Annotated in this window: 21 protein-coding genes; 17 read left to right on the forward strand and 4 right to left on the reverse strand. The window is 39.7% G+C overall.

Annotated features, from left to right (window positions below; all coding sequences use genetic code 11):
• Nucleotides 1-37: 37 nt before the first annotated feature.
• Entirely contained in the window at nucleotides 38-544 is a 507-nt protein-coding gene (locus tag A5888_RS19415) for a flavodoxin domain-containing protein (protein ID WP_086349099.1), read from the reverse strand.
• 176 nt (nucleotides 545-720) lie between these two features.
• On the opposite strand from A5888_RS19415, the gene A5888_RS19420 reads away from it, so the two are divergent.
• Nucleotides 721-1,320, forward strand: coding sequence for a TetR/AcrR family transcriptional regulator (locus A5888_RS19420; protein ID WP_339101785.1), 600 nt, complete (start codon nucleotides 721-723; stop codon nucleotides 1,318-1,320).
• A 351-nt stretch (nucleotides 1,321-1,671) separates the two neighbouring features.
• Here the strand turns inward: A5888_RS19420 and A5888_RS19425 are convergent, their stop codons facing one another.
• A complete protein-coding gene (locus tag A5888_RS19425) occupies nucleotides 1,672-2,193 on the reverse strand; it encodes a DsbA family protein (protein ID WP_086349102.1) in 522 nt (173 codons plus the stop codon).
• Between the two features lie 179 nt (nucleotides 2,194-2,372).
• The gene (gene clpP / locus A5888_RS19430; RefSeq protein ID WP_086349103.1) at nucleotides 2,373-2,966 is read right to left on the reverse strand and encodes an ATP-dependent Clp endopeptidase proteolytic subunit ClpP; all 594 of its coding nucleotides are present in this window, start codon (nucleotides 2,964-2,966) and stop codon (nucleotides 2,373-2,375) included.
• A gap of 325 nt (nucleotides 2,967-3,291) precedes the next feature.
• On the opposite strand from clpP, the gene A5888_RS19435 reads away from it, so the two are divergent.
• The 9 genes from A5888_RS19435 (at nucleotide 3,292) to A5888_RS19475 (ending at nucleotide 14,954) form a co-directional block, all read left to right on the forward strand.
• Nucleotides 3,292-3,822: a hypothetical protein gene (locus A5888_RS19435; protein WP_339101786.1), complete on the forward strand. Its 531-nt coding sequence runs from the start codon at nucleotides 3,292-3,294 to the stop codon at nucleotides 3,820-3,822.
• Nucleotides 3,823-4,032: 210 nt separating this feature from the next.
• Complete coding sequence (locus A5888_RS19440) at nucleotides 4,033-4,548, forward strand: hypothetical protein (protein ID WP_339101787.1); 516 nt, start codon at nucleotides 4,033-4,035, stop codon at nucleotides 4,546-4,548.
• A 503-nt stretch (nucleotides 4,549-5,051) separates the two neighbouring features.
• Complete coding sequence (ilvD, locus tag A5888_RS19445; protein ID WP_086349104.1) at nucleotides 5,052-6,743, forward strand: dihydroxy-acid dehydratase; 1,692 nt, start codon at nucleotides 5,052-5,054, stop codon at nucleotides 6,741-6,743.
• Nucleotides 6,744-6,894: 151 nt separating this feature from the next.
• Nucleotides 6,895-8,583, forward strand: coding sequence for a biosynthetic-type acetolactate synthase large subunit (gene ilvB / locus A5888_RS19450; RefSeq protein ID WP_086349105.1), 1,689 nt, complete (start codon nucleotides 6,895-6,897; stop codon nucleotides 8,581-8,583).
• A gap of 1 nt (nucleotide 8,584) precedes the next feature.
• Nucleotides 8,585-9,067: an acetolactate synthase small subunit gene (ilvN, locus tag A5888_RS19455; protein ID WP_086349106.1), complete on the forward strand. Its 483-nt coding sequence runs from the start codon at nucleotides 8,585-8,587 to the stop codon at nucleotides 9,065-9,067.
• 152 nt (nucleotides 9,068-9,219) lie between these two features.
• Nucleotides 9,220-10,215 (forward strand): ketol-acid reductoisomerase, encoded by a 996-nt coding sequence (gene ilvC, locus A5888_RS19460; RefSeq protein ID WP_086349107.1) that lies wholly within the window; start codon nucleotides 9,220-9,222, stop codon nucleotides 10,213-10,215.
• A 36-nt stretch (nucleotides 10,216-10,251) separates the two neighbouring features.
• Complete coding sequence (ilvA, locus tag A5888_RS19465) at nucleotides 10,252-11,505, forward strand: threonine ammonia-lyase IlvA (protein ID WP_339101788.1); 1,254 nt, start codon at nucleotides 10,252-10,254, stop codon at nucleotides 11,503-11,505.
• 296 nt (nucleotides 11,506-11,801) lie between these two features.
• A complete protein-coding gene (locus tag A5888_RS19470) occupies nucleotides 11,802-13,769 on the forward strand; it encodes an acyltransferase family protein (RefSeq protein WP_339101789.1) in 1,968 nt (655 codons plus the stop codon).
• A gap of 177 nt (nucleotides 13,770-13,946) precedes the next feature.
• Nucleotides 13,947-14,954, forward strand: coding sequence for a zinc-binding alcohol dehydrogenase family protein (locus A5888_RS19475; RefSeq protein WP_086349110.1), 1,008 nt, complete (start codon nucleotides 13,947-13,949; stop codon nucleotides 14,952-14,954).
• Nucleotides 14,955-15,025: 71 nt separating this feature from the next.
• On the opposite strand, the gene A5888_RS19480 is transcribed toward A5888_RS19475, so the two are convergent.
• Nucleotides 15,026-15,841, reverse strand: coding sequence for an NUDIX domain-containing protein (locus A5888_RS19480; RefSeq protein WP_086349111.1), 816 nt, complete (start codon nucleotides 15,839-15,841; stop codon nucleotides 15,026-15,028).
• A 490-nt stretch (nucleotides 15,842-16,331) separates the two neighbouring features.
• Between A5888_RS19480 and abc-f the strand changes: the two genes are divergently transcribed.
• The 7 genes from abc-f (at nucleotide 16,332) to A5888_RS19515 (ending at nucleotide 24,282) form a co-directional block, all read left to right on the forward strand.
• On the forward strand, nucleotides 16,332-17,891 hold the full coding sequence (gene abc-f / locus A5888_RS19485) for a ribosomal protection-like ABC-F family protein (protein ID WP_339101790.1): 1,560 nt from the start codon (nucleotides 16,332-16,334) through the stop codon (nucleotides 17,889-17,891).
• Nucleotides 17,892-18,073: 182 nt separating this feature from the next.
• A complete protein-coding gene (locus A5888_RS19490; RefSeq protein ID WP_086349112.1) occupies nucleotides 18,074-19,159 on the forward strand; it encodes a hypothetical protein in 1,086 nt (361 codons plus the stop codon).
• A gap of 198 nt (nucleotides 19,160-19,357) precedes the next feature.
• Nucleotides 19,358-19,930 carry a TetR/AcrR family transcriptional regulator gene (locus A5888_RS19495; RefSeq protein ID WP_086349113.1) on the forward strand — a complete coding sequence of 191 codons (573 nt, stop codon included), beginning with the start codon at nucleotides 19,358-19,360 and terminating at the stop codon, nucleotides 19,928-19,930.
• Nucleotides 19,927-20,172: a zinc ribbon domain-containing protein gene (locus tag A5888_RS19500; RefSeq protein WP_086349114.1), complete on the forward strand. Its 246-nt coding sequence runs from the start codon at nucleotides 19,927-19,929 to the stop codon at nucleotides 20,170-20,172. Before A5888_RS19495 ends, A5888_RS19500 begins: the two co-directional genes overlap by 4 nt.
• A 5-nt stretch (nucleotides 20,173-20,177) precedes the next feature.
• Nucleotides 20,178-20,441, forward strand: coding sequence for a TfoX/Sxy family DNA transformation protein (locus tag A5888_RS19505; RefSeq protein ID WP_086349115.1), 264 nt, complete (start codon nucleotides 20,178-20,180; stop codon nucleotides 20,439-20,441).
• A 291-nt stretch (nucleotides 20,442-20,732) separates the two neighbouring features.
• Nucleotides 20,733-22,157, forward strand: a complete 1,425-nt coding sequence (locus A5888_RS19510; RefSeq protein ID WP_086349116.1) for a PTS mannitol transporter subunit IICB — start codon at nucleotides 20,733-20,735, stop codon at nucleotides 22,155-22,157.
• Nucleotides 22,158-22,188: 31 nt separating this feature from the next.
• Nucleotides 22,189-24,282, forward strand: a complete 2,094-nt coding sequence (locus A5888_RS19515) for a BglG family transcription antiterminator (protein ID WP_086349117.1) — start codon at nucleotides 22,189-22,191, stop codon at nucleotides 24,280-24,282.
• Nucleotides 24,283-24,296: the final 14 nt, after the last annotated feature.

Raw genomic sequence — 24,296 nt, forward strand, 5'->3', positions numbered from 1 at the left:
GCTAGCTGATGTGTTCAGCTACTTCTTGTTTAATGAGTTAATTTTTTTGATTCATCTGGTAAATCAATTGATTTAGTGTTGTCATGTCTAATCTTTTATAGTCAGTTTTTGGTTCAAAAGGGATCTGATTATCAGAGAAAACCTTTTTCAAAATTAGTTTCTCAAATAGATTCATTTTTGGAATCAGGCTAATCCCTCCAATAAATACTGTGGCCTGTGCGGTTTTTCGTAACTCTTCTGGAAAAACTGCTTCAAGCTGAGAGGAAATTTTATCCTGATCAAACTGAATTCCTGTGTTAACTAAAAACAAACGTTTTTCCGTGAGTAGAGAGTGATTGTCCTCTAGAAAAGTAGCTGCTGCTTTGCGTAAGCTTCCTGCATAGGTTGGTGCGGCAAATAGAACTTGGTCGTAATCAGATAATTGCTCTGCTGAGAAATTTTCGATAGATTGTACAGCTGTTGCGTGAGTAAGCTGTTGTGAAATTGCTGTGACAACTTGTTGTGTGCCACCTCTTTTAGAATCATAGATGAGGAGAGTAAGCATATTTTTTAACTCCTTTTTGAACTTAGTTTATATAATGAACAGTGTTCATTTTTTAATAATGATACCATAATTATAGAAAAAGTAAAGAGAAATAATGCTTGAAAATAGAAGCGGAATTTACTATAGTAGGGGAAAGAAGAATAGTGAACAGTGTTTATTTTTTAAGGAGAAAAATGATGGACAGTAAAACGAGAAAAGAAAAAGATCGCAAATTACTTGAAGGTAAAATAGTTGATGCGGCTGTAGAAATAATTGCAGAAGAGGGATTCAACAGATTGTCGATTCGAAAGATAGCAAATCGAATCGGTTATGCTCCAGGTACTATCTATAACTACTATAAGAATAAGGATGAGATTTTAGATTATATTTACCACACGGTTTATTTGGAGGTAGTGGAAGAAGTCAAGGCAACTCTTGCGGTAAGCCGAAATCTACCGGAAAGTGAGCAGCTTAGAATGAGTAGCTTGATTTTTATTTATACGATGACAAAATATCCGGAAAAATTCAAAGTGGTGATGCTCCGAACCAAAGAAGACCGTAGTGACGATGAGCCGACAAGTGATGACAGCCAAGGAATCGATATTTTACGAAAATTGATTTTAGATGGGAAAGAAAAAGGGGTATTTCAGTCTGCAACGGAGGTTTCTGCAGAACTCATATTGGTGGCATTGATGGGCTTTGTTTTCCATATAGTCAATAATGACATTTCGATGGAGCAGCAAGGAAAAAGGATGGCAGAAGCATACGTTGATTTTCTTATTTCAGGGCTAAACTAAGAGGATGGACTAGAAGCTTATTGCCGAAGAGCTTTGAAACACAGTGGGTTACCACTGATGTATTTTCGCTTATGGCTCGTCGCAGTTTAGTGCATACGGTGTTGAGCCTGACACCGACGCAACTAGTTGCTAGCAGTTGCGTCAGCCCAGCAGTGGGGGAATCGCTTTTAGGTATAAATAGAGGTTGTGACAGAAGTGGTCAGATTCAAGCAATAAGGTGGAAATTCCGAAAATTGTTCCATAAATTTTTGCGGATTTCCACCTTATTGTCGAAGAATCTACTTCGGGAACACCGTTTTATCCGGTTTTAAGAGGCTAAGACATACTAATGTCACAGCCCCTAGTATTCTTCTATTCCTCGTTCAAAATTTCAAGAAGCTCTTCTCGCGTAATATTTTCATCAAAAATATGATCATTAACGATGATCGTAGGAACAAATTTGATATTTGCAGCTTCGGCTTCGGTGATTATTTGTTGTGCAATAGCAGTGTTATCCATTTCAGCTAGTTCTAAATTATCCTTAGCGAATCGATCCACTTCGGTTAGGGACAATGCGCCCCAATCGCCTTGTGTCGCATAGATTTGACGAATATCTGTCAATCCTTTTAAGGGCAAATCATAGTTGATATGCTTGTGCATCACATTTCCCGGAAGCAGACTTTCTTTTTCCTTGTCAAAAAGCTTGATGATTCGTTGTACCTTTCCATCTTTGACATATTCCGTCAAAAGATCATAATACTCTTCAAACCATTGTTTGCAGAAAGGACAACGTACGTTCATAAACTCGTACATTTTTATTGGTGCACTGTCTTCTCCAATAATAAGACCTGTGTTTGTTTTTGCGGGTAAAGCATTAATAATAGAAATATCCATCTAGTTTTGCAACTCCTTCTGTAAATTAGAAAAACTGGTATTGTGTTATGTTTGACTGCCGACAAACGATTTGTTCTGTAATTAGTGTACCGTGTTTTTGATCAAATCCAAAATAAAAAAGCCTTCTTGAAAGTCGTAGATCGATTTCTGACTCTCAAGAAGGTTCTATCTAGTTTTATTTAGCTTAAAGAGCTACTGTTTTCCATAACTTCATCAATCAAGCCATAGTCTTTTGCTTGCTGTGCAGTCATGAAGTTATCACGATCAGTATCTTTTTCGATCACTTCGATTGGTTGACCTGTACGTTCTGCCAAAATTTTGTTCAGGCGTTCGCGTGTATCAAGAATGTGCTTAGCTGCAATCTCGATTTCTGTTGCTTGCCCTTGTGCTCCACCAAGCGGCTGATGAATCATGATTTCAGCGTTTGGAAGTGCAAAACGTTTGCCCTTTTGTCCGGCAGTAAGCAAGAAGCTTCCCATAGAAGCCGCCATTCCTAAAACAATTGTCTGAACATCAGCTTTCACGAAGTTCATTGTATCGAAAATTGCCAGTCCGGCAGAAACACTACCACCTGGTGAGTTGATGTAAAGATAAATATCTTTTTCAGAATCCTGCGCATCCAAGAACAATAACTGGGCGATCACTGAGTTTGCCACATTGTCGTCGATCGGTCCGCTCAACATGATGATTCTATCCTTTAATAATCGTGAGTAAATATCGTAGGCTCTTTCCCCGCGAGATGATTGTTCAATTACTGTAGGTATTAAGTTCATAGTTCATATCCTCCTATATAAAAAGCTTCGCAATGATATTTTAACATAATGCACTTTGTAATGCTTAAAAAAAGTATACTTCAATGGTCAATAAAGGTCAATAAAAATGCACTCAAAAAAATAGCTATACATAGAAGTGGTTGCTGCTCTAATAAAGGGTACCATTGCTTGTTTCGTGGAAAAACTGATATAGCAAATGTTTAGTGATTGAATAAAACTCGCTATTTTACCTATTATTGCATTCTGTAGCTTAATAAAGTTAAACTATTCTTAAAGAATAGACGAACATGTAAATTTCTGATTCAAGTATATTGGAGGCATTTCTATGAAAAAATATATGAATAAAACCAGCTTGTTTATGACTCAATATTATGACATATTTTCAAATGAGCGAAGTATGAGTAATCCTATAGAGTATTATAACGCATTGGTTCGGTTTGTTAGAAGAAATGATCGCTATTTTACCGAGGAGCTACTAAAAACATATAGATTGGATATACTTATTACTCTTGACCCGAAAGAATACATTTGTGCGCCCTTTTCGTTTTCGCTAGATCACGAAAAAGAGCGGTGTTCTGAATGGACCTATAGCAACCTTTCATCCTTAGCGATGAGTATTAGTAATACTCTCTGGGAGATGGTTGCGTTATATTCTGGAAAAGTCTGTCCGATAACAGGTGAGTATGGGCTGTATTATGTGCTACTAAGTGATGGGAATGACCGAAAAATTTTGCTGGAAGAATGTGAGCAGTGCGGCTGGCTTCAAGACGAAGCCGGCTGTGAATATACAGGAACAATCAAAAGGATTTTTCCGGCAACTCGATGGCAAGTACAGGATTATAGGAAAGAGAAGTAAAGATTATGGCTTAAGGCTTAATTAATTGAAATTTTAATTATAATAATTGAATAAGTTCCATGACTAGCTGCTACTATTTAAAGCTATCAGCAATCATTTTTTTAGTAAGAAATAACAAACTGTTTTATATAATCCAAGTTTTTTGATTTATCAAAAAAGTAGAGTATGCTATACTGTTTTAGGTAAACTAATTGATACGAGGTAAGTCAAATGACGATGTTTTTAGTAGGGATTTTAGGGGTAATTGTAGGCGCAGCAATCACAGTAGTAAGTGTGTCATTGCGAATGTCCTATGAAGACAAAAGAGATATGCGGCGTCGAGAATTAGAAAATTATGTTAAGGAAATAGAGAGCTTAAACTTGTTGAATAAGAAGATCAACGAGATTCTTCAAAAAAGAGATATCTATATTGATCGATCCGTTCATTTTTTATCTGTAGACGATTGCTATATTAGTATTGATGATTTTATTTATCTGGAATCATTTTCAGCCCAAAATAATTTTTATCTGCCTACTTATCTGATTGATGTTTTCTTTAAAAAAATTATTCATCGAAGGGTCATTCTGACACCGGATGAAATTGCATCTATAGGTGGAAGTACTTATAAGGGCGGCCGTGTTATTTTAGAAAATTTTTCCGATGAATTGCTGACGATTATCGAAGATAAAAAACGTCAAATGAAGAGGCTCTCAAATAAACCTTTATATTATTTTCGAAGTAACTAAATTTTGCATAGTTTGTGACCATAAGGTTAGCTAAAAGCTTAGTATTGAAGCGCATTGAAATACAGTGGGTTACCATTGATGAATTTTCGTCTGTAACTCGTTGCAGTGATCCAAAAAGTTAGACTTTAAGAGTGGATTTTTTCCACTCTATTTTTTATTCTTTTTTTTAAACATTAAGCAGGAATTTTGAATTTTCTGAATTTTCTATTGACATTCTAATTTATAGGGTTTATAGTTAACAAAAGCTTTTCGAATTCACATTTTATTTTAATCATATCTATGCTTACTGATAAAGGAGAATACCATCATGAGAAAGACAACAAATTTTGAATTAGTCATTATTTTATTAAACAGGACTTAGAACGCTGAGAATTTTTCAGATGTTTGAGTCCTATTCGTCTTTAGTGAATGGGATTCTTGCTAAGGCATCCCATCAACGGGGTGCTTTTTTTGTAGGGAAAATCGAATGAAATGTAGTGAAAACAAGAATTGGAGTGAAGAATATGCGAAGCGACAAGATAAAAAAAGGAATAGAAGCTGCACCAGCAAGAAGCCTGTTATATGCAACTGGGCAGGTAAAAAGTGCGAAAGACATGGAGAAGCCATTTATTGCAATTTGTAATTCGTACATTGACATCGTACCAGGACATGTCCATTTAAGAGAGCTGGCAGACATTGCTAAAGAAGCGATTCGCGAAGCAGGGGGAATTCCTTTTGAGTTCAACACGATTGGTGTGGATGATGGAATCGCCATGGGACATATTGGGATGCGCTACTCTTTACCTAGTAGAGAAATTATTGCTGATGCGGCGGAGACGGTGATCAATGCTCATTGGTTTGATGGCGTCTTCTATATTCCAAACTGTGACAAAATCACCCCGGGGATGCTATTAGCAAGTGTTCGAACGAATGTACCGGCAATTTTCTGTTCGGGCGGTCCAATGAAGGCTGGGGTCGATCCACGAGGCCACACCGCTACTTTATCTTCTATGTTTGAAGCTGTTGGCGCATTCAAAGAAGGACAAATGACAGAAGATGAGTTTCGCTTTATGGAACAAAATGCCTGCCCGACCTGCGGTTCATGTGCAGGGATGTTTACCGCAAATTCAATGAACTGTTTGATGGAGGTTCTGGGAATGGCACTTCCTGGTAATGGAACAATCCTAGCTGTGTCGGAAGAACGAAGAGAATTAATTCGCAAATCAGCATTCCATCTGATGGATTTGGTCAAAAAGCAAATCAAGCCAAGAGATATTATTACTAAAGAAGCAATTGATGATGCATTTGCACTGGATATGGCGATGGGTGGATCGACAAATACTGTTCTACATACATTAGCTATTGCTAATGAAGCAGAGATCGATTACGAGTTGGAATCAATCAATGAGATTGCTAAAAGAGTACCTTATCTATCAAAAATCGCCCCTTCTTCTGCTTACTCCATGCATGATGTTCATGAAGCTGGCGGTGTCCCCGCAATTCTTAAAGAATTGGTTGATCTGGGGGATGCTATTCATCCAGACCGTATCACTGTTACTGGAAAGACACTCCGTGAGAATGTAGCAGAGGCAACAATTAAGAATGAGGAAGTCATTCACCCGAAAGAAAAACCTTATAGTCCTGTAGGTGGACTCTCGATCTTATATGGAAATATTGCACCAAAAGGTAGTGTTATCAAGGTTGGTGGAGTTGATCCATCAATCAAGGTTTTCAAGGGTAAAGCTATTTGTTTCAACTCACATGATGAAGCTGTTGAAGCAATCGACAATCACACAGTCACAAAGGGACATGTAGTTGTCATTCGGTATGAGGGACCTAAAGGCGGGCCGGGAATGCCGGAAATGTTAGCCCCAACATCAAGTATTGTTGGTAGAGGACTTGGGAAGGATGTTGCACTGATTACAGATGGTCGCTTCTCAGGAGCTACTCGCGGAATTGCTGTTGGGCACATTTCTCCAGAAGCTGCGGCTGGGGGACCTATTGCATTAATCAATGATGGTGATGAGATCGAAATTGATTTGACGAATCGGACATTGAATGTTCTTGTAGCAGATCAAGAGCTGGAGCAACGAAAAGAGCATCTGCCGAAGTTTAAAGCAAAAGTTAAAACAGGCTATCTTGCGCGTTATACAGCTTTAGTAACATCAGCTCATACCGGTGGAATCATGAGGATACCGGATGACCTGCTTGATTAAAAAAGTGGCGAGTAAATCAGCAGATTTCTGAAAGAGAGCTGTTGTCTAAAAAATGAAGTGTAACGACAGGGTGGAGTGACAGTTATTCGGAAAAAAAGAATGTCATTATGCAGAAGCAAGGGACTCGTTACAAAAACAAGGAGGGACGTCTATGGAAAATATGAAAAGTGGATCAAAAATACTGATAGACTCTCTGCTTCGGCAAGGAGTAGAGATGATCTTTGGTTATCCGGGGGGAGCTGTGTTGCCACTATATGATGCGCTCTATGATGGAGAGTTGACTCATATACTGACAAGACATGAGCAAGGCGCAGTACATGCAGCAGAAGGCTATGCAAAGGCGACTGGAAAACCGGGAGTGGTTGTTGTAACGAGTGGCCCGGGAGCTACAAATGCTGTAACAGGAATCGCAGATGCAATGAGCGATTCTGTACCGTTGATTGTGTTTACCGGGCAAGTAACGACGAATGGCATTGGAAAAGATGCTTTTCAAGAAGCCGATATGGTCGGCATCACGATGCCGATCACTAAGAATAATTATCAGGTCAGAGATACCTGCGATCTTCCTAGAATCATCGATGAGGCCTTTCATATTGCGACAACAGGAAGAAAAGGTCCTGTTGTCATCGACTTACCGAAGGATATGACCATTATAGAAGCAGAGGCTGTTCATCCGCCGGAATTGGTTCTACCAAGCTATCAACCGACTGTTTATCCTAATAAACTGCAGGTCAAGAAGCTGATGGAAGAGTTGAAAACAGCAAAAAAACCGTTGGTATTGGTCGGAGCAGGTGTTGTTCAAGCCAATGCAAGCAAAGAGCTGACTGCGTTTGTCGAGAAATACCAACTGCCGGTATTGAGTACATTGTTAGGCTTGGGCGCAATCCCTTCAGAACATGAGCTTTTTCTTGGCATGGGCGGGATGCACGGTTCTTTTGCCGCAAACATGGCTCTGACGGATTGTGATTTATTAATCAATATGGGGTCAAGATTTGATGATCGATTGGCGAGTGCACCACAGGAGTTCGTACCGAATGCAGTCGTTGCTCATATTGACATCGATCCTGCTGAAATTGGAAAGATCATTGAAACGAAAATTCCAATTGTAGCCGATGCCAAAGAAACGCTAGTGGAAATGCTGGCTTATGATTGTGAGGAAATCAGTGAACATTGGACAGATTGGCGAAAAATCAACCTTTCCAGAAAGAAACTGCATCCGTTCAAGTATGACAAGGAACAGCGCGAAGAAATCAAACCTCAAAAGGTTATTGAATACATCGGGGAGCTGACGAATGGAGAAGCAATCGTAACAACTGATGTCGGTCAGCATCAGATGTGGACGGCTCAATTTTATCCGTTCAAAAATGAGAAGCAGTTTATTACAAGTGGTGGTTTGGGAACGATGGGCTATGGCATACCAGCAGCGATTGGGGCCCAACTAGGCTGTAGGGATAAACAGGTCGTCTTGTTTGTTGGCGATGGCGGATTTCAAATGACCAATCAGGAAATGGCAATTCTTCATGAATACGATTTGCCAATAAAAATCGTTTTGCTAAACAATCAATCATTGGGAATGGTTCGCCAATGGCAGGAAAGCTTCTTTAATCAACGGCGTTCAGAATCTGTTTTCAAAAGCCAGCCAGACTTCATCAAGTTATCTGAAGCTTATGGTGTAAAAGCTGTGCAGATTTCTGATCCGGATACAGTTGAAGAAGAGTTAAAACAGGCGTTTGAGGAAAAAGGTCCGATGCTGATCGAGGTTCGTGTTTCTCAAAGCGAGCATGTTCTGCCGATGGTGCCAGCAGGCAAGCCGAATTATCAAATGTTGGGGGTGGAGTAAGATGAGACGAATCATAACAGCAACCGTTTATAACAATTCAGGTGTTCTCAATCGCTTCAGTGGTGTGTTAACCCGCCGACAGGTAAACATCGACAGTATTTCTGTAGGGCCGACAGAGCAGGAAAATATTTCGAGAATCACAATCATCGTACAAATTAATGATTTGGGCGAGAGCGAGCAAATCACAAAGCAACTGAACAAACAAGTAGATGTGATCAAGGTTTCTGATATCACGGATGAGCCGCATTTAGAGCGTGAGTTAGCGCTGATCAAGCTGAATGCTCCGGCGGCGATTCGTTCAGAATTATTCTCAGTCATTGATCCATTTCGAGCAAATGTTATCGATGTTGGGACAAAAACAGTGGTAATACAGGTAACAGGAACAAGCGAAAAAATCAGTGCATTTGTCGATGTGGTTTCACCATATGGCATCAAGCAACTGGCACGAACAGGGGTTACAGGCTTCACCAGAGGGAATCATTAAGGAGAAGCATTTAAATAAGCTATAGGAATCCTGTTAAATGACTGGTGTATACGAGAAGTACTTTTCAATGATAATAGAAGCAAAACAAAGGGATTTCTCATTTATTTAACAGGGTTTATATATACTAACAAAAATATGGAGGGTTTATAATTATGGCAAAAGTTTATTACAATGACTCAGTTGAAAAAAATGTACTGGAAGGTAAAACAGTAGCAATCATCGGATACGGTTCTCAAGGACATGCTCATGCACAGAACTTAAGAGATAATGGCAATCAGGTAGTGATTGGTATTCGAGAAGGAAAATCTGCTGAGGCAGCTAGAAATGATGGTTTCGATGTATTATCAGCCGCAGATGCTGCGAAAAAGGCGCAAGTCGTAATGATTTTAGCGCCAGATGAAATTCAAGGCGATTTGTATGACAATGAAATTGCGCCGAATTTGGTAGCAGGTGATGCATTGGCTTTTGCGCACGGCTTCAATATTCATTTTGACGTAATCAAACCTCCAAAAGATGTGGATGTCTTTTTGGTAGCTCCGAAAGGCCCTGGACATCTAGTTCGTCGTACATTTACAGAAGGATTTGCCGTACCAGCTTTGTTTGCTGTTTATCAAGACGCAACAGGAACTGCTCGTGATGTGGCCCTTTCTTATGCAAAAGGAATTGGTGCAACTCGTGTAGGTGTTTTGGAAACAACATTCAAGGAAGAAACAGAAACAGATCTATTTGGAGAACAAGCGGTACTTTGCGGTGGATTGACTAGTTTGATCGAAGCTGGCTTTGAAACACTGACAGAGGCCGGCTATCAGCCAGAGCTTGCTTACTTTGAAGTTTGTCACGAGATGAAGCTGATCGTTGACTTGATTTACGAGGGAGGCTTTGAGAAAATGCGTAATTCTATCTCAAATACTGCGGAATATGGCGATTATGTTTCAGGCCCTCGTGTAATCACAGAGCAAGCAAAAGCAAACATGAAGGATGTACTGACAGATATCCAAAATGGAAATTTTGCGAAGGGCTTTGTGGATGACAATAAAAATGGCTTTAAAGAGTTTTATAAAATGAGAGAAGAAAATGCCGGACACCCAATCGAAAAAGTGGGTGCAGAGCTAAGAAAAATGATGCCGTTTGTTTCTCAAAACGACTAACTGGACGTTTTAGACAAAGAGGTGAGAAGAAATTTGATGGAGCTGACAAAAGAGAAAATCGATGAGGCACATGAGGTACTAAAAAAAGTAGTGACCAAGACACCGCTTCAATACGATCGGTATCTTTCTCAAAAATATCAGTGTAATGTTTATCTGAAACGAGAGGATTTGCAGAAGGTTCGGTCGTTCAAGCTTCGAGGAGCCTATTATGCGATAGCACAGACTGCTCCGGAAGTTTTGGTAAATGGTGTTGTCTGTGCAAGTGCAGGGAACCATGCTCAAGGAGTTGCATATACCTGCCGAGAAATGAAAATACCAGCAACAATTTTTATGCCGACGACGACACCACAGCAGAAAATATCTCAAGTTCAGTTTTTTGGTGGAGATGAAGTATCGATTCAATTGGTAGGAGATACGTTTGATGCTTCTGCAGCAGCAGCGAAGGATTATGCTCAACAAAACAATCAAGCTTTTATTGATCCCTTTGACGATTTGGCAATTATGGCAGGCCAGGGAACTGTCGCAGCAGAAATCTTCAAGAAAGCAAAAGAGGAAGACATTCAAATCGATTATTTGTTGGCAGCAATCGGTGGAGGTGGCTTGGTCAGCGGCTCAGCAGTTTACACAAAAAGTGTTAGTCCGGTCACAGCTGTCGTTGGTGTTGAGCCAATGGGCGCTCAGTCGATGAAAGCCGCTTTTGAAGAAGGGGCACCAATAGAGCTGACACAAGTTGAAAAATTCGTTGATGGCGCTGCAGTGAAAAAGGTTGGTGGTAAGACTTATGCGCACGCAGTTGAAACTGTGGATACCCTCCTTTCAGTAGATGAGGGACAGGTTTGTTCAACGATTCTTGAATTGTATTCTAAGCAAGCGATCGTGGTTGAGCCTGCTGGTGCACTAAGTGTTGCTGCTCTTGAACAAATGAAGGAAGAGATAAAGGGGAAAACGGTTGTTTGCATTATCAGTGGCGGAAACAACGACATCAATCGAATGGCAGAGATTGAAGAACGCTCATTGATTTTTGAAGGGCTTAAACATTACTTTGTTATTAACTTTCCTCAGCGTCCGGGAGCGTTGAAGGAATTTGTGAATGATGTCCTGGGGCCAGATGATGATATCACACGTTTTGAGTATACAAAAAAAGTAAACAGAGGGACGGGACCGGTGATTTTAGGTGTGCTTTTAAAGAGGAGAGAAGATTTGCCTCAATTGATGACAAATCTTCAAAGCTTTGATCCCACTTATATCGACCTTAGTGAAAATCCCTCACTCTATACACTTCTGGTTTAACTATATTATTTAAAAAGGGTCAAGATGTTCTTATTCATCTTGATCTTTTTTTGTTATTTTATTCGTGTGGAAAAAGCTATTGTTGAAAATAAAATTATATCAATATTCTCTTTGGCGTTCATTAAAAAAAGGAATTCATGGGTACTATAAAGAATTAGTAAAATTTTGTCGAAAGAGTGAAAGAGTTCTTGCCATTTCTGTCGAAAGGACGTATATTTAAATTATCGTTTAAAAAAGCATTTAAAAAATAAAAATAACTTTTACAAAATAGATTATAGTAAAGTTGGTTAATATAGATGGAACATAAAAAAAGGCTTGAGAAAAGCCGTTATATTACCGGATTCGATGGGATTCGGACGATTGCAGTTGTCGGAGTCATTCTCTATCATTTATTCCCGCAAATCATGAGCGGTGGATATTTGGGGGTTCCGATATTTTTTACTCTTTCGGGGTATTTGATTACAGATTTACTACGTCAGGAATGGCTTCAAAATGATGAGATAGATGTCAAAGGATTTTACATAAGAAGAATGAAAAGGTTGTACCCCGGGTTAGTATTTATGCTAATATCCACCTCAGCATATATTGCTCTTTTCCAAAGAGATTTATTGAATAATTTACGCGGTGTAGTCGCCAGTAGCGTGTTATATTATAATAATTGGTGGCAAATTTTTCATGGTTTTTCCTATTTTGATCGATTTGCGTCACAATCCCCATATACTCATATCTGGTCATGGGCAGTTGAAGCTCAAAACTACTTGATTTGGCCGATTCTATTTATACTCTTAAAGAAATATTTGAAAACAAATGGAAAAATAGTTGGAGCAATTCTAGCTGCTGCGTGCCTCTCTGGATTACTGATGGCTGTGTTATATGTGCCAGGTGCAGATCCAACAAGAGTTTATTATGGAACAGATACACGAATTTTTTCTATTTTACTCGGTAGTGCGTTGGCATTTGTTTGGCCTACTTTTCGATTGAAGGAGGAGATCCCGCAAAAAGCCCGATTGCTTCTGAATGGGGTTGGTGGAGTCTCACTGGGATTAGTGATTCTTTCGTTCATTTTCTTATCAGATCATTATGCATTCGTTTATCGTGGAGGCATGTTCCTTTTAAGTATTGTTACTGCTTTGCTGGTAGCTGTTACTGCACATCCGGGAGCAGATATGAACAAATGGCTGACGAATCCGGTATTCACATGGGTTGGGAAAAGAAGCTACGGAATTTATCTTTATCAATTTCCTGTTATGATTTTTTATGAAGCCAAGATCTCGAATCTGAATGATCATGTTTTTCTGCATTCTCTTGTCGAGTTGGCGTTGATTCTTGGTATCAGCGAATTGTCGTATCGCTTTATTGAGAAACCACTGAAGAATTTCTATTATCGCTATATCTTATATGCCCTAAAGGATATAGTCAAAAAACCAATATTCACTGTGCCGAAAGTTACATTTGCGGTAGGCGTTGTTCTATTTGGCTTTGCTATGTATGGTTGGATTATTGCGCCGACTAACTATGTCACAGCTGACCAGTTGCAGCTGCAGCAGACGATAGAGCAGAATAAAAAGCTTGCCGAAGAGCGTAAAAAAGCTGAGTTGAAGAAAGCGGAAACTGAGGAGACAGTGACTTCCAGCACGGAGGCACCGGCTGATACAGGTGATCCCGCTCATTATGGTTTGACAGATGAAGAATGGGTGCAAGCTCAAGCCTTAGAAGTCACAGCTTTTGGCGATTCTGTTATTTTAGATGGTGGTGCGGACCTGCAGACTGTTTTTCCTAAGATGATTATTGATGGAGAAGTTGGTCGCCAGGTATACAATAGCGAGGAGCCGCTAGAAAAGCTGAAAACGGACAATCAATTGAAAGAAACAGTGCTGATGAGTCTGGGAACAAACGGTTCCTTTACGGAAGCTCAGTTTGATCGATTGATGCAGATTATTGGTGAGGAACGACAAGTCTTCTGGATCAACGCAAGAGTTCCGACTAGGCGCTGGCAAAATGAAGTAAATACAATGTTGAACACAATGGCTGGAAAATATAAGAATCTAACAGTCATCGATTGGTATGATTTCAGTAAAGATCATGATGAATGGTTCTATGAAGATCTTGTTCACCCAAATGTCGACGGACAAGTTCAATATGCGCAATTTATCGGCAAAGCACTGATCGGTGGCGTAACGGCTGAGAAAAAGGAAGCGGCTGATACCACAGATACCACTGAGAAAAAGGAAACAACTAAAACTACTGAGACTAAAGAAAACTAGTAAACTATTTGGACTATACGAAAGCTTGCATTGGCAAGTCTTCGTGTAGTTCTTTTCATTTTGCAGTCTTTCGTTAAATTTTTATGAAATCGGCGTTCCTCGGATACACTTCTTTTGTGTTTTTTTTGATTGAACGGTAAAGTGAAAGCAAATGGATACATTGGAGGAGCGAATTTCATGAAGGCGATCATATTAAAACGATCTGAAGAGCTGGGAGGAACAAATTACTTTGAGGACACAGAGCTTGAGATTCCCAAATTGGAACAAGAGAAAGATCTGCTGATCGAGGTAAAGGGAATTTCAGTGAATCCTGTAGATATAAAAACGAGCAGAAAGAACCTTGAAGAGCAAGATTATCGTGTGCTAGGCTGGGATGCTGCAGGTGTTGTCAAAGAAATCGGTAAGGCAGTAACAAAATTCAAGGTAGGTGACGAGGTTTTTTATGCGGGCGATTACACACGTTCGGGTAGTAACAGTCAGTATCAACTAGTGGATGAACGAATAGTAGCGAAGAAACCTGAACAATTATCTATGGCGGAAAGTGCGGCACTTCCTTTAACTACGTTAACTGCTTGGGAAGCCTTGTTTGATCGTTTGAAAATCACGGAGAAAGATCGAGGCAAGAAGATTTTGATCATCAACGGTGCCGGTGGTGTAGGCTCTGCGGCAATCCAGTTGGCAAAGCATGCAGGCTTAGAAGTTATCACGACAGCATCCAGAATTGAAACCCTTGAGTGGGTCAATAAGATGGGGGCAGACAGAGTGATCAATCATCGTCAGTCACTTTCAGAAGAGTTGAAAAAAATCGGTGTAAAAGAGCTGCCATACATTTTATGTCTGTACAATCCAAATATTTACTGGGAAGAAATGGCTAAGGTCATCGAGGCTCAAGGTCAGATTTGTTCTATCGTTGATGCGGATAGACCTGTCGACCTGAGTTTGTTAAAAAATAAAAGTGTTACATTCAGTTGGGAATTTATGTTTACTCGATCCATGTATCAGACGGAGGACATGGGGCGACAAGGAGAAATCTTGGCAGAGATTGCTGCTTTGTATGATCAAAGGATATTGAATAGTACGATGACTAAACACATGCATCCAATCGATGCAGAAAATATTGAAGATGCGCATAAGCTTGTTGGCAGCGGCAAGATGATTGGCAAACTGGTTTTAACAGGTTGGTAGAAAACAAATGAATGAACCCAACACCCACGGTGGTTTCCGCCGTGAGTGTTGGGTTCATTTTCTTTGAAGACTCAAATCGTTGCTTTTAATTTGTATATTTTTGACGGTCTGCCAATGCCGACAGGACGTTCTCCGATCTCGTCGAAATATTGCAGCATAGCTTTTTTGAAGTTTGAATGGTCGATTGATTTGTAATCTACGCCAAGAAACTTAGCGAAAACTTTTCTAGCCTCTGTGATCGTGAAATCCTTCCCAAGTACTTGCAGTACTTGAGGCTCGTGTTCCATTTTGTTGGCTACTCGATTGAACGCTTTTAAAACAATTTGGCTGTGATCGAAGGCAAGCAATTTATAATCATCAGCTGCCGGATTATTCAGGTCTAGTCTGATTTCTACATCTTCGTCTGTAAGAATTAATTTATGACCAACCCGTTTCATCGTAAACCAGCTGACTTCTTTCGCATCATCGCCGGCAATCAACGGTTCTTCCCCGATGAAAGCAAGATAGCTAACGGTGACGACCCAACCACGCGGGTCACGATTCGGTGTACTGAAGGTATGCAGTTGCTCAATATTCTGCTTGGAGATCACGACACCTGTTTCTTCCTTCGTTTCACGTAGGACACTTTCTCCTGTGGATTCATTTGGCATAACAAATCCGCCGGGGAGTGCCCATGAATTCCTATAAGGATGTCCTTTTCGTTTGATTAAAAGCAGTTTTAACTGATCTTCCTCTTTGTTGTAACACATCAAAACAATATCGACAGTCAGCGAAGGTTTTTCATATTCAGGATGATCCTGTTGGTGATACCACTTTAGAAACTCCACTTCACTGGCTTCTTGCTCGTAGTATTGACGTTCTTCTCTTTTTGAAGCAAAGCGAGACAAAAGCGTTCATCCTTTCTTTCTAAGGCATATCTGAAAACTACGGCAGAAGCCAAATTTCTCAGTGATTTTTATAAAAATCAAAAGAAAAACAAACTAGCTTCTTTTGAGGCGCTTGTTTGCATAAAAGCAGTAGCCATTGTAGTTGTCAGATACACTCAAAACTAATAAAAGTAATTTTCACTTTATTTTATCATGTAAGAAAATAAAAACAACCATAGAAAGTTCCCTCTTGAAAAATAATATGGATTTTGTTAGACTGTAACTATCTTAAGAAAGGGAAAGGTACTTGGACTATGGATACTACATCTACTAAACAATAATTTAATTCAATTATTAAATTCTGTAGTGGATGAGTGTACCCAAAAATAGTGATGACAAGTATTCTTTCATAGAAACAATCCGAGGCCTATTTCGTGTAGCCAAGGGGTTGTTAGATATGCATAGTAGGGAAACTGTCATCTTCTTCAGAATTGAAGGAGGTTTTTTTGTTATGTCAATAGAATTCAAAAATATAAATATGTACTTTGGTGATAAAGAGTTGTTTGCAATCGAACAGCTGATGATTCCTACGGGGAGCCGTGTCGGTGTAGTCGGCGAGAACGGTTCAGGAAAGACAACCCTGTTTTCTTTAATCAAAGGAACAGTGGAACCCAATGAAGGACAGATTCTCTGCGGTGATCAGGTAGCGGCGATCGACCAGCTAATTGATGCGGAAACGACAGATAGCGGTGGCGAGCAGACGAAAAAGAGGATTCAAGAAGCATTGAAGGGGGCATCAGGGATTTTATTAGCTGATGAGCCAACCAATCATTTGGATAAAAAAGGAATCGATTTTTTAGAGAAAAAACTAAAACGTTATCCGGGCACATTGCTGATTATTTCTCATAACCGAGCTTTTTTAAATAAAGTAGTCAACAAAATATTGGCTGTAGAAAACGGGACATTGAAGCTCTACGAAGGCAACTATGATGCGTATCTGGAGCAGAAAAACATTGAGGAGACGGAACATCAGCGAGCTTACGAGAAGTATCAACAGGAAAAACAACGGTTGATTCATGCGACAGGTGTTGTCAAAGAAAAGAGCCGGCAAACCAGAAAGGCGCCGAAGCGTATGGGGAATTCAGAAGCTCGCCTACATAAAATGGGGGACCAACGAGCAAAGAAAAACTTGGATGATCGAGCGAAAATCATGGAAACTCGACTGGAAAAGTTGGAAAAGGTCGAGAAACCTAGAGAGAAAAAAACGTTGATCATTCCATTTACCACTACACAACGCCTTCATACAGTCTATCTTCTGACAGCCGATAATTACTCCTTGAAAGCTGGAACGAAAGAGCTATTGCAAGGCGCAACATTCCGTTTGTTAACAGGATCAAAAACGGCTTTGCTGGGAGCCAACGGAACAGGGAAAACAACCTTACTGAAGGAAATTCTTAAGAGGAAACCAGGTCTTTCATTTGCTAAAGGAGTAAAAATCGGTTACTTCAGTCAAAGCTTTGAAACCTTGGATGAAGAGAAAACCATTGTTGAATCAGTAAGAGAAAGCTCTCTGCATGACGATCAGGCTGTCAGAGATTTGCTTGCACATATGCAATTTCGCGGTGAAACGATTTTCAAGAAAATTGGTGTGCTGAGCGGCGGCGAGCGCAGTAAGGTAGCAATCAGCAAGCTGTTACTTAGCGACAATAATGTCCTTTTGTTGGATGAGCCGACGAACCATTTAGATATTCCATCGATCCAGGTTTTAGAAGAAGCCTTGAATGCGTATCAAGGAACGATTTTATTCGTTTCGCATGATGAGACGTTTATCAATAATACAGCAACGGATCAATGGCTGATTGCAGAGAAAAAGATTCAGACGGAGCAAGATAAGAACCGTTTGGATGATCAAGAGGAGCAGAAGAAGCAGCAACAGATGCTGTTGGAAAATCGCAAAACGACATTGTTGAGTCGATTGATCAGTGCTGGTGGGGATGAAAAACTGGCATTGGAGAAAGAGTTTCAAGAGGTCGTCCAAACCTTAAAAGAAATAAATGAAACTTGTGTATAAAAACAAAGGACATTTCCTTCTCAGAGGAGTGTCCTTTGTTTTTTGCTATTTAGTATAGTTGGAAAAGTAGCTTTTTGATTTTATATATAAATATTAATTACTAATTATTGAGATTTGTTGACTTCGGGAAGTCTGTGGTTTATGTTGAAAGTGATTTAATTATTGTAAGAAAGAGAGTGTGTATGATGAGAAACTGGTTTGGGCTTGTTCTCTTATTGTTTGCCTTTGTTTATGGAGAAACGGGAGAAGCTACTATAACTAATAATGGAACCAATGGGGAAAATATTCAAGTAACGATTGTAAATCAGAAGGATTTGGATGAGTATTTGAATGCGACAGGTACGGATTTGAGTGGCGATATTGTGACCTTTAGAAACACATCGACAGTAACGTTTCCGGATCAATGGTACTTTGTAAAAGAGAAAACAACAGAATGGTGGTTTGAAAGTATCTCAGATGGTGCAGATGTCGAGCTGAACAATTCGGTTTTTGCAATTAGTAATCAAAGCAACTTCTACTTGAAAATTAATGGTGGTGGAACCGAACAAAATATGAAATCCATTAAAAATGGTACTTTTTTTGGTAGCAGCAGCACTAATAATAAAGGAGGATTTATCGGGCAAATGCTTAACGGCCATCATTGGTATTTTAAAAATTTAGTGTTTAAAAACGCTCATTTACAAGGGCATCATTTGTTTGATCTTGCCGGTTGCACCGATATCAGCTTTGATACCATTAAATCTTATGGCTATGGGCATAGTGAATACAGCACTGCCCAGTTAGGAGATTTATATAGTAGTAACCCTCATAATCTTTATGTAGAAGCGATTCAATTGGATCGATCAATCGACAGCGCCTTCAGCGGCTCCTTGAAGGACAAACCATTTTTCAAGAATATCTCACCTACGCAGGCGTCGACGACAAACGTGATATTAAAGGATTCATTGTTCACTACTTATTATGGCCGTTCAGCACAAGGCTATATTGATGGGTCTAAAGAAACTGTTGCCCGAAATTATTCTGCAACAGCTATCGGTTCTCACACAGGGGATGAAAATCGCCCATACACAGGCTTGCATTTTTACCGCAATACCTTTAATAAAACGATCCGTACGCCTACTAAAAACGATGATAAGAGATTGTATCCGATTCATGTGAAATACGGTACGAAGGATCAAGTCAAGCAGACGTCAAATATTTTCCAAAATCAGAGTGGCGATCCTGGCTCCAATGGGGTTGTTGGTGGTTATCTCGCGTGGTATAAATAACAAAGCTATAAGAAAATTATGGAAGAAGTAACTACTTTACCTTTTCCGTAATAGATAGAAAAATAGATTATCTTCTTATCAGTTGAAAAGCTCAGCAGATAAGGAGTTTTTTTGTCTGGATATTGACAAATTTTTATGGATGGAATAAAATGACCATATAGTCAGTTTGTGTTTTGAACATCGAAAGAGGAGACACGAATGAATAGAGAAGAAAAAAAAGCCTTGACGAAACAGAAGATTTTGTCCGCTGCTACAGAGTTATATAGTGAGAAGGGTTTTGTAGAGGTATCGATTGAAGAAATAAGTAAGACTGCCGGTATAGGAAAAGGAACTGTTTTTCTGCACTATGGCAATCAGGATAAGCTGATGAGTGCGGTGATCAATCAGTTGTTGACAACATTTGATGAAGAGATGACCAAGAAGAATCATGAGATCAATAGCATAGAAGACTATCTATTTCTCCATTTGACTGTCTTATCCCATCACGAGGATTTGTATTTTCATTTTATTACGCAACGGCTATTGCTAGCACAAACGGTAAATGCTGCTTATATAGGAATGCAGGCTGCTTTTTCTCATCACTTTCAGAAATCGATGGAAAAAGAATTGTCTTTGCCTTTAGATGTTGTTTTTACAAGCTGGATCGGAATGATTCACTATTACTTGGAGAATCGTGACCTATTTGGCGGAAAAGGTGTTATTGCAGCAAATAAGGATAAATGGATTATGAACTATCTGGTTTTACTAAACGAAGGAGGAATAAAGAAATGAAACAATGTATTACTTGCGGGATGCCAATGAGAAAGAAAGAAGAATTTGCAAACCACGACATGACGAAGGACTATTGTATTCATTGTGAAAAAGAGGATGGAAGTATGCCTAACTTTAGCGAAATGGTTAATGGAATGGCCAACTTCATCATTCAAACACAAGGGCTTTCTGAGGCAGCAGCTAGAAAAGTAGCCGTTCATCAGCTAAAACAATTGCCTCATTGGAAAAACGCAGAGGTGTGATCACTATGGATTTTGAAGGTGTTCCCGGAATCGGACCTGTAACAGTAGAAAAATTACGGAAGGTTGGAATCACCTCTCTTGAAGAATTAGAAGAAATTGGTAGTATGAACGCATTTCTGATGGTAAGGGAGATGGTTGATAAAGGCGCGTGTCTTTCATTTCTTTATGGGCTAGAGGGAGCTGTACAGAAAAAGCGAAGCAAAGAGCTTTCTATAAGCACCAAAGAAAAACTGAGACGATTTGTTCAGTCACTAAATCAAGAACAATAGAATAATGATAGAAAACAAGGGTAGATGTCTACGCTTGTTTTTTTGTGTAGACATGTTTTTTTGCTAATAAGAACTAAAAATAGTTCTTTTAGCCTATTCAACACCTAACTTCAATTTTTGTCAAAATGAAGTGGACAAAACCAGTTTTTCATTCTCTTGTGAATAGAAACGACAGCGTTTACAATGAAATTGACAGCAAGAGCTGGTCACAGAATTCGACTGCGCAGTCTGAATGAAAAAAGATCGATTCCTAATGGATCAGGATGTTTTAAATTTGAGGAGGAAAAAGTCATGGAACAGAAACAGGGGAACATGAAAGTAAAAATCCAACAGTTCGGCAGCTTTTTAAGTGGTATGATCATGCCGAATATTGGCGCCTTCATTGCGTGGGGGATTTTGACGGCATTATTTATTCCGACTGGCTGGTTGCCGAATGAGCAATTGAATGAAATTACAGGGCCAACTATCAATTACTTATTACCGATTTTAATTGGATTTACAGGAGGCCGATTGGTCTATGATATTCGTGGTGGTGTTGTAGGAGCGATGGTCACGATGGGTGTGATCACCGGATCGAATATTCCGATGTTTCTAGGTGCGATGCTGGTTGGACCGGCAGGAGCAGTATGTATAAAGAAGTTTGATGAATTAGTTGACGGAAAAATCAAACCGGGATTTGAAATGTTGGTCAATAATTTTTCAGCAGGTATTTTATCATCCATTCTAGCAATTTTAGCCTTTCTAGTTGTCGGACCAGCTGTAGAGGCTTTGAACAGCTCCTTGGCATCAGGGGTAGGCTTCTTGATCGACCATTCTTTACTACCTTTAGCAAGTATCTTTATTGAACCGGCGAAAGTGCTATTTCTAAATAACGCAATCAATCATGGGGTAATTAGCCCGATCGCTATTGAACAAGCAGCAGAAACAGGAAAATCATTACTTTTCCTATTAGAAGCAAATCCTGGACCAGGGTTAGGAATCTTGTTGGCGTACACCTTGTTTGGTAGAGGAACGGCGAAGCAGACGGCACCGGGAGCAATTATTATTCACTTCTTAGGTGGTATTCACGAAATCTATTTCCCTTATATATTGATGAAACCAGCATTGATTCTCTCAGCTATTGGTGGAGGGATGGCAGGAGTCCTGACGTTATCCGTGTTTAATACAGGCCTAGTTGCACCGGCTTCTCCGGGAAGTATCTTTGCTATCTTGGCTATGACACCACGCGATGGGTACATTGGAGTCATCTTAGCAATCGTTGCAGCAACAGCCGTATCATTCGGTATCTCTGCATTGATTTTGAAAACATCAAAAGAAACAGATACTGACTTAAAAGAAGCGGCAGAAAAAGTCAGTGCTTTAAAAGGCAAGCAATCAGCTGCTCAAACATTAACAGAAGCAGAGACAGCAGAACAAACAAGTGGTGTATTGGCAAATGTGCAAAAAATCATTTTTGCTTGTGATGCAGGAATGGGCTCCAGTGCGATGGGCGCTTCCGTATTACGAAATAAAGTAAAAAAAGCTGGTTTGGCTATTGAAGTCGTCAATTCAGCTATTGCTCAACTACCTAATGATGCAGATATTGTTGTGACCCATAAGGATCTGACCTCTAGAGCGAAAGAAAAGCTGCCGAACGCGTACCATGTTTCGGTAGAGAATTTTTTAAATGGGGATCAATATGATCGTTTAGTAGAAGAGCTTACAGCACAAGCCTAAAAAATAGTAGTAAATCAAGGAGGGGAATCAGATGTATCTTTCAGCTAGAGCACGATTGATATTAGAACAATTTCTCAGCTATTCATTACCTGTCAGTTTAAGAAAACTGTCCAAGGATTTGAATGTCAGCGAGCGGACGGTTCGCAGAGATATGAAAGAAGTCGAGGATACGCTGGTTTCCTATGATTTACAGCTAAAAAGAGAGAATGGCATGTACTCTCTTCAAGGCTCAGACAAAGATATTCAGAATTTTCGTTGGTATTTGATGGACCTCTCCTATAACGAATATAGCCCGGAAGAGCGTCAATCGAGAATATTAAAAAGCTTATTGAAAGAAGAGGAGGGCATCAAGCTCGTCGCCTTAGCAAACGAGCTGAATGTTACAGTTTCAACTGTAAGTGGAGATTTGAATAAGATCGAAGAGCAGCTTCCCGCAGAAATAACGATCGAGAGAAAACGTGGAGCCGGTGTCTTTTTGAAGGCGACCGAAATCAGTAAACGTCATTTGATGAGCGAAATCGTTGGTAGTCAGTTTCCAAATTACCAGTTGATCAAATATTTTCAGGAAAAAGAAAAATCTGAGGCAACAGCGACTTGGTTGGAAGAGCGTCTGTTGAATTTAGTAGATGAAACTCTCCTTCAAAAAGTGGAGGGACATATTCGAAGCTGGCGAGAGCTGGAAATGATTGAAATTAGTGATGAAGCATATATTAATTTGATTGTTCATCTATCTATAGCGGTGGAACGAATTGTTGATGGCAGTTTTGTTCCCGAACACCAGTATGAACAGGATATTCTCAGTTCTTCTGAGTTTGAAACGGGCGCACAGCTACTTGCAGATATTCTTGAAATCGATAAAGAGTTAGTACCGGAAGGTGAAGCCGTCTATGCAGCGTTGTATTTACGGGGATTAAAAAGTAGTACGGCAGATAAAGGATTCTTCGAAAACGAAGATATCCAGGTCATCCTTTTAGCGAAAAAACTGATCTCTGCTGTTGAGACAAAGCTTGAGAAGGAGTTACCAAAGGAACAGCTGCTAAAAGGCTTGATTTCTCACTTGAAACCGACCTTAAGAAGGTTGCAGCAGGATATGCGGATCTATAATCCGCTGATTCAATCAATCAAGCAAGATTATCCCGAGTTGTTTAAGGTTCTGCGTTCTTCTTTTGATAGTGTTTATTCTGGAGGAACAGCACCAGATGAAGAAATTGGCTATCTTGTTCTGCATTTTGGAGCGGTTCTGTTACAGCTGGAAAGTCAAAATCAATTTTCAGGTTTGGTGGTCTGTGCTAGTGGGATTGGCACTTCTCGTATGTTGGTCACTCGACTACAACAAAAAATTCCACAAATGAAGCAGCTACAAACCGTTTCACTTTTTGAACTAGGAAAAAAGCGTAAGGAAACCAAAGTGGATATTATTATCTCGACTATCGATCTGGGGAAAGTGGATTTTGATTACTTTTTAGTTTCTCCGATTTTGACAGAACAGGAATTGCAGCAGATCGATATGTATTTAAAGAATACAGAAAACAACTTTGGGAAGAAAAAGAACAGCAGACCACAAGAAATTCAAACGGAGCTCTCGGTACGCGAGGCTGTGGCGCTTCTAAAGGAACGGCAGAGCTATCATGATGTTGTCCTATCTGTTTTAGAAAACTTCAGCTACATCCACTTAGAGGAACAGTTGGGTTTGACAGAAGATATTCTCCGAGCTGTTTGTACCAGATTGCTGGAAAAAGACCCGACCATCGATGTTGAGCTATTGATAAATCTTTTGATGAGAGATGAGCAGTGGAGCGGATTTGGTATTCCAAATACATCGATTGCAATGTTCCATGGCAGAGACGAAATGATTCAGCAGCCTTTTTTTCAAGTTTTTCATTTGGCAGAAAAAATAGCTGTTAAAGGAATGGATCAATCAGATATGAAGGTAGATAAGCTAATTTTACTTTTGGCTCCGGAAAAATATTCTCAGCAGGGTCTTCGAGTATTGAGTTACATAAGTGCACTCTTTGTGGATAATCCGGAATTACTGGAGGTATTGAATTATGGCTCGGATGAAGAGGTATCGAACTATTTTGTCCGTAGTCTGTTGGATTTTTTGGATGTACAAGCTGATGCATAAAGATGTGTCACAAG

Source organism: Enterococcus sp. 9E7_DIV0242, from assembly GCF_002140975.2.
GTDB lineage: Bacteria > Bacillota > Bacilli > Lactobacillales > Enterococcaceae > Enterococcus_L > Enterococcus_L clewellii.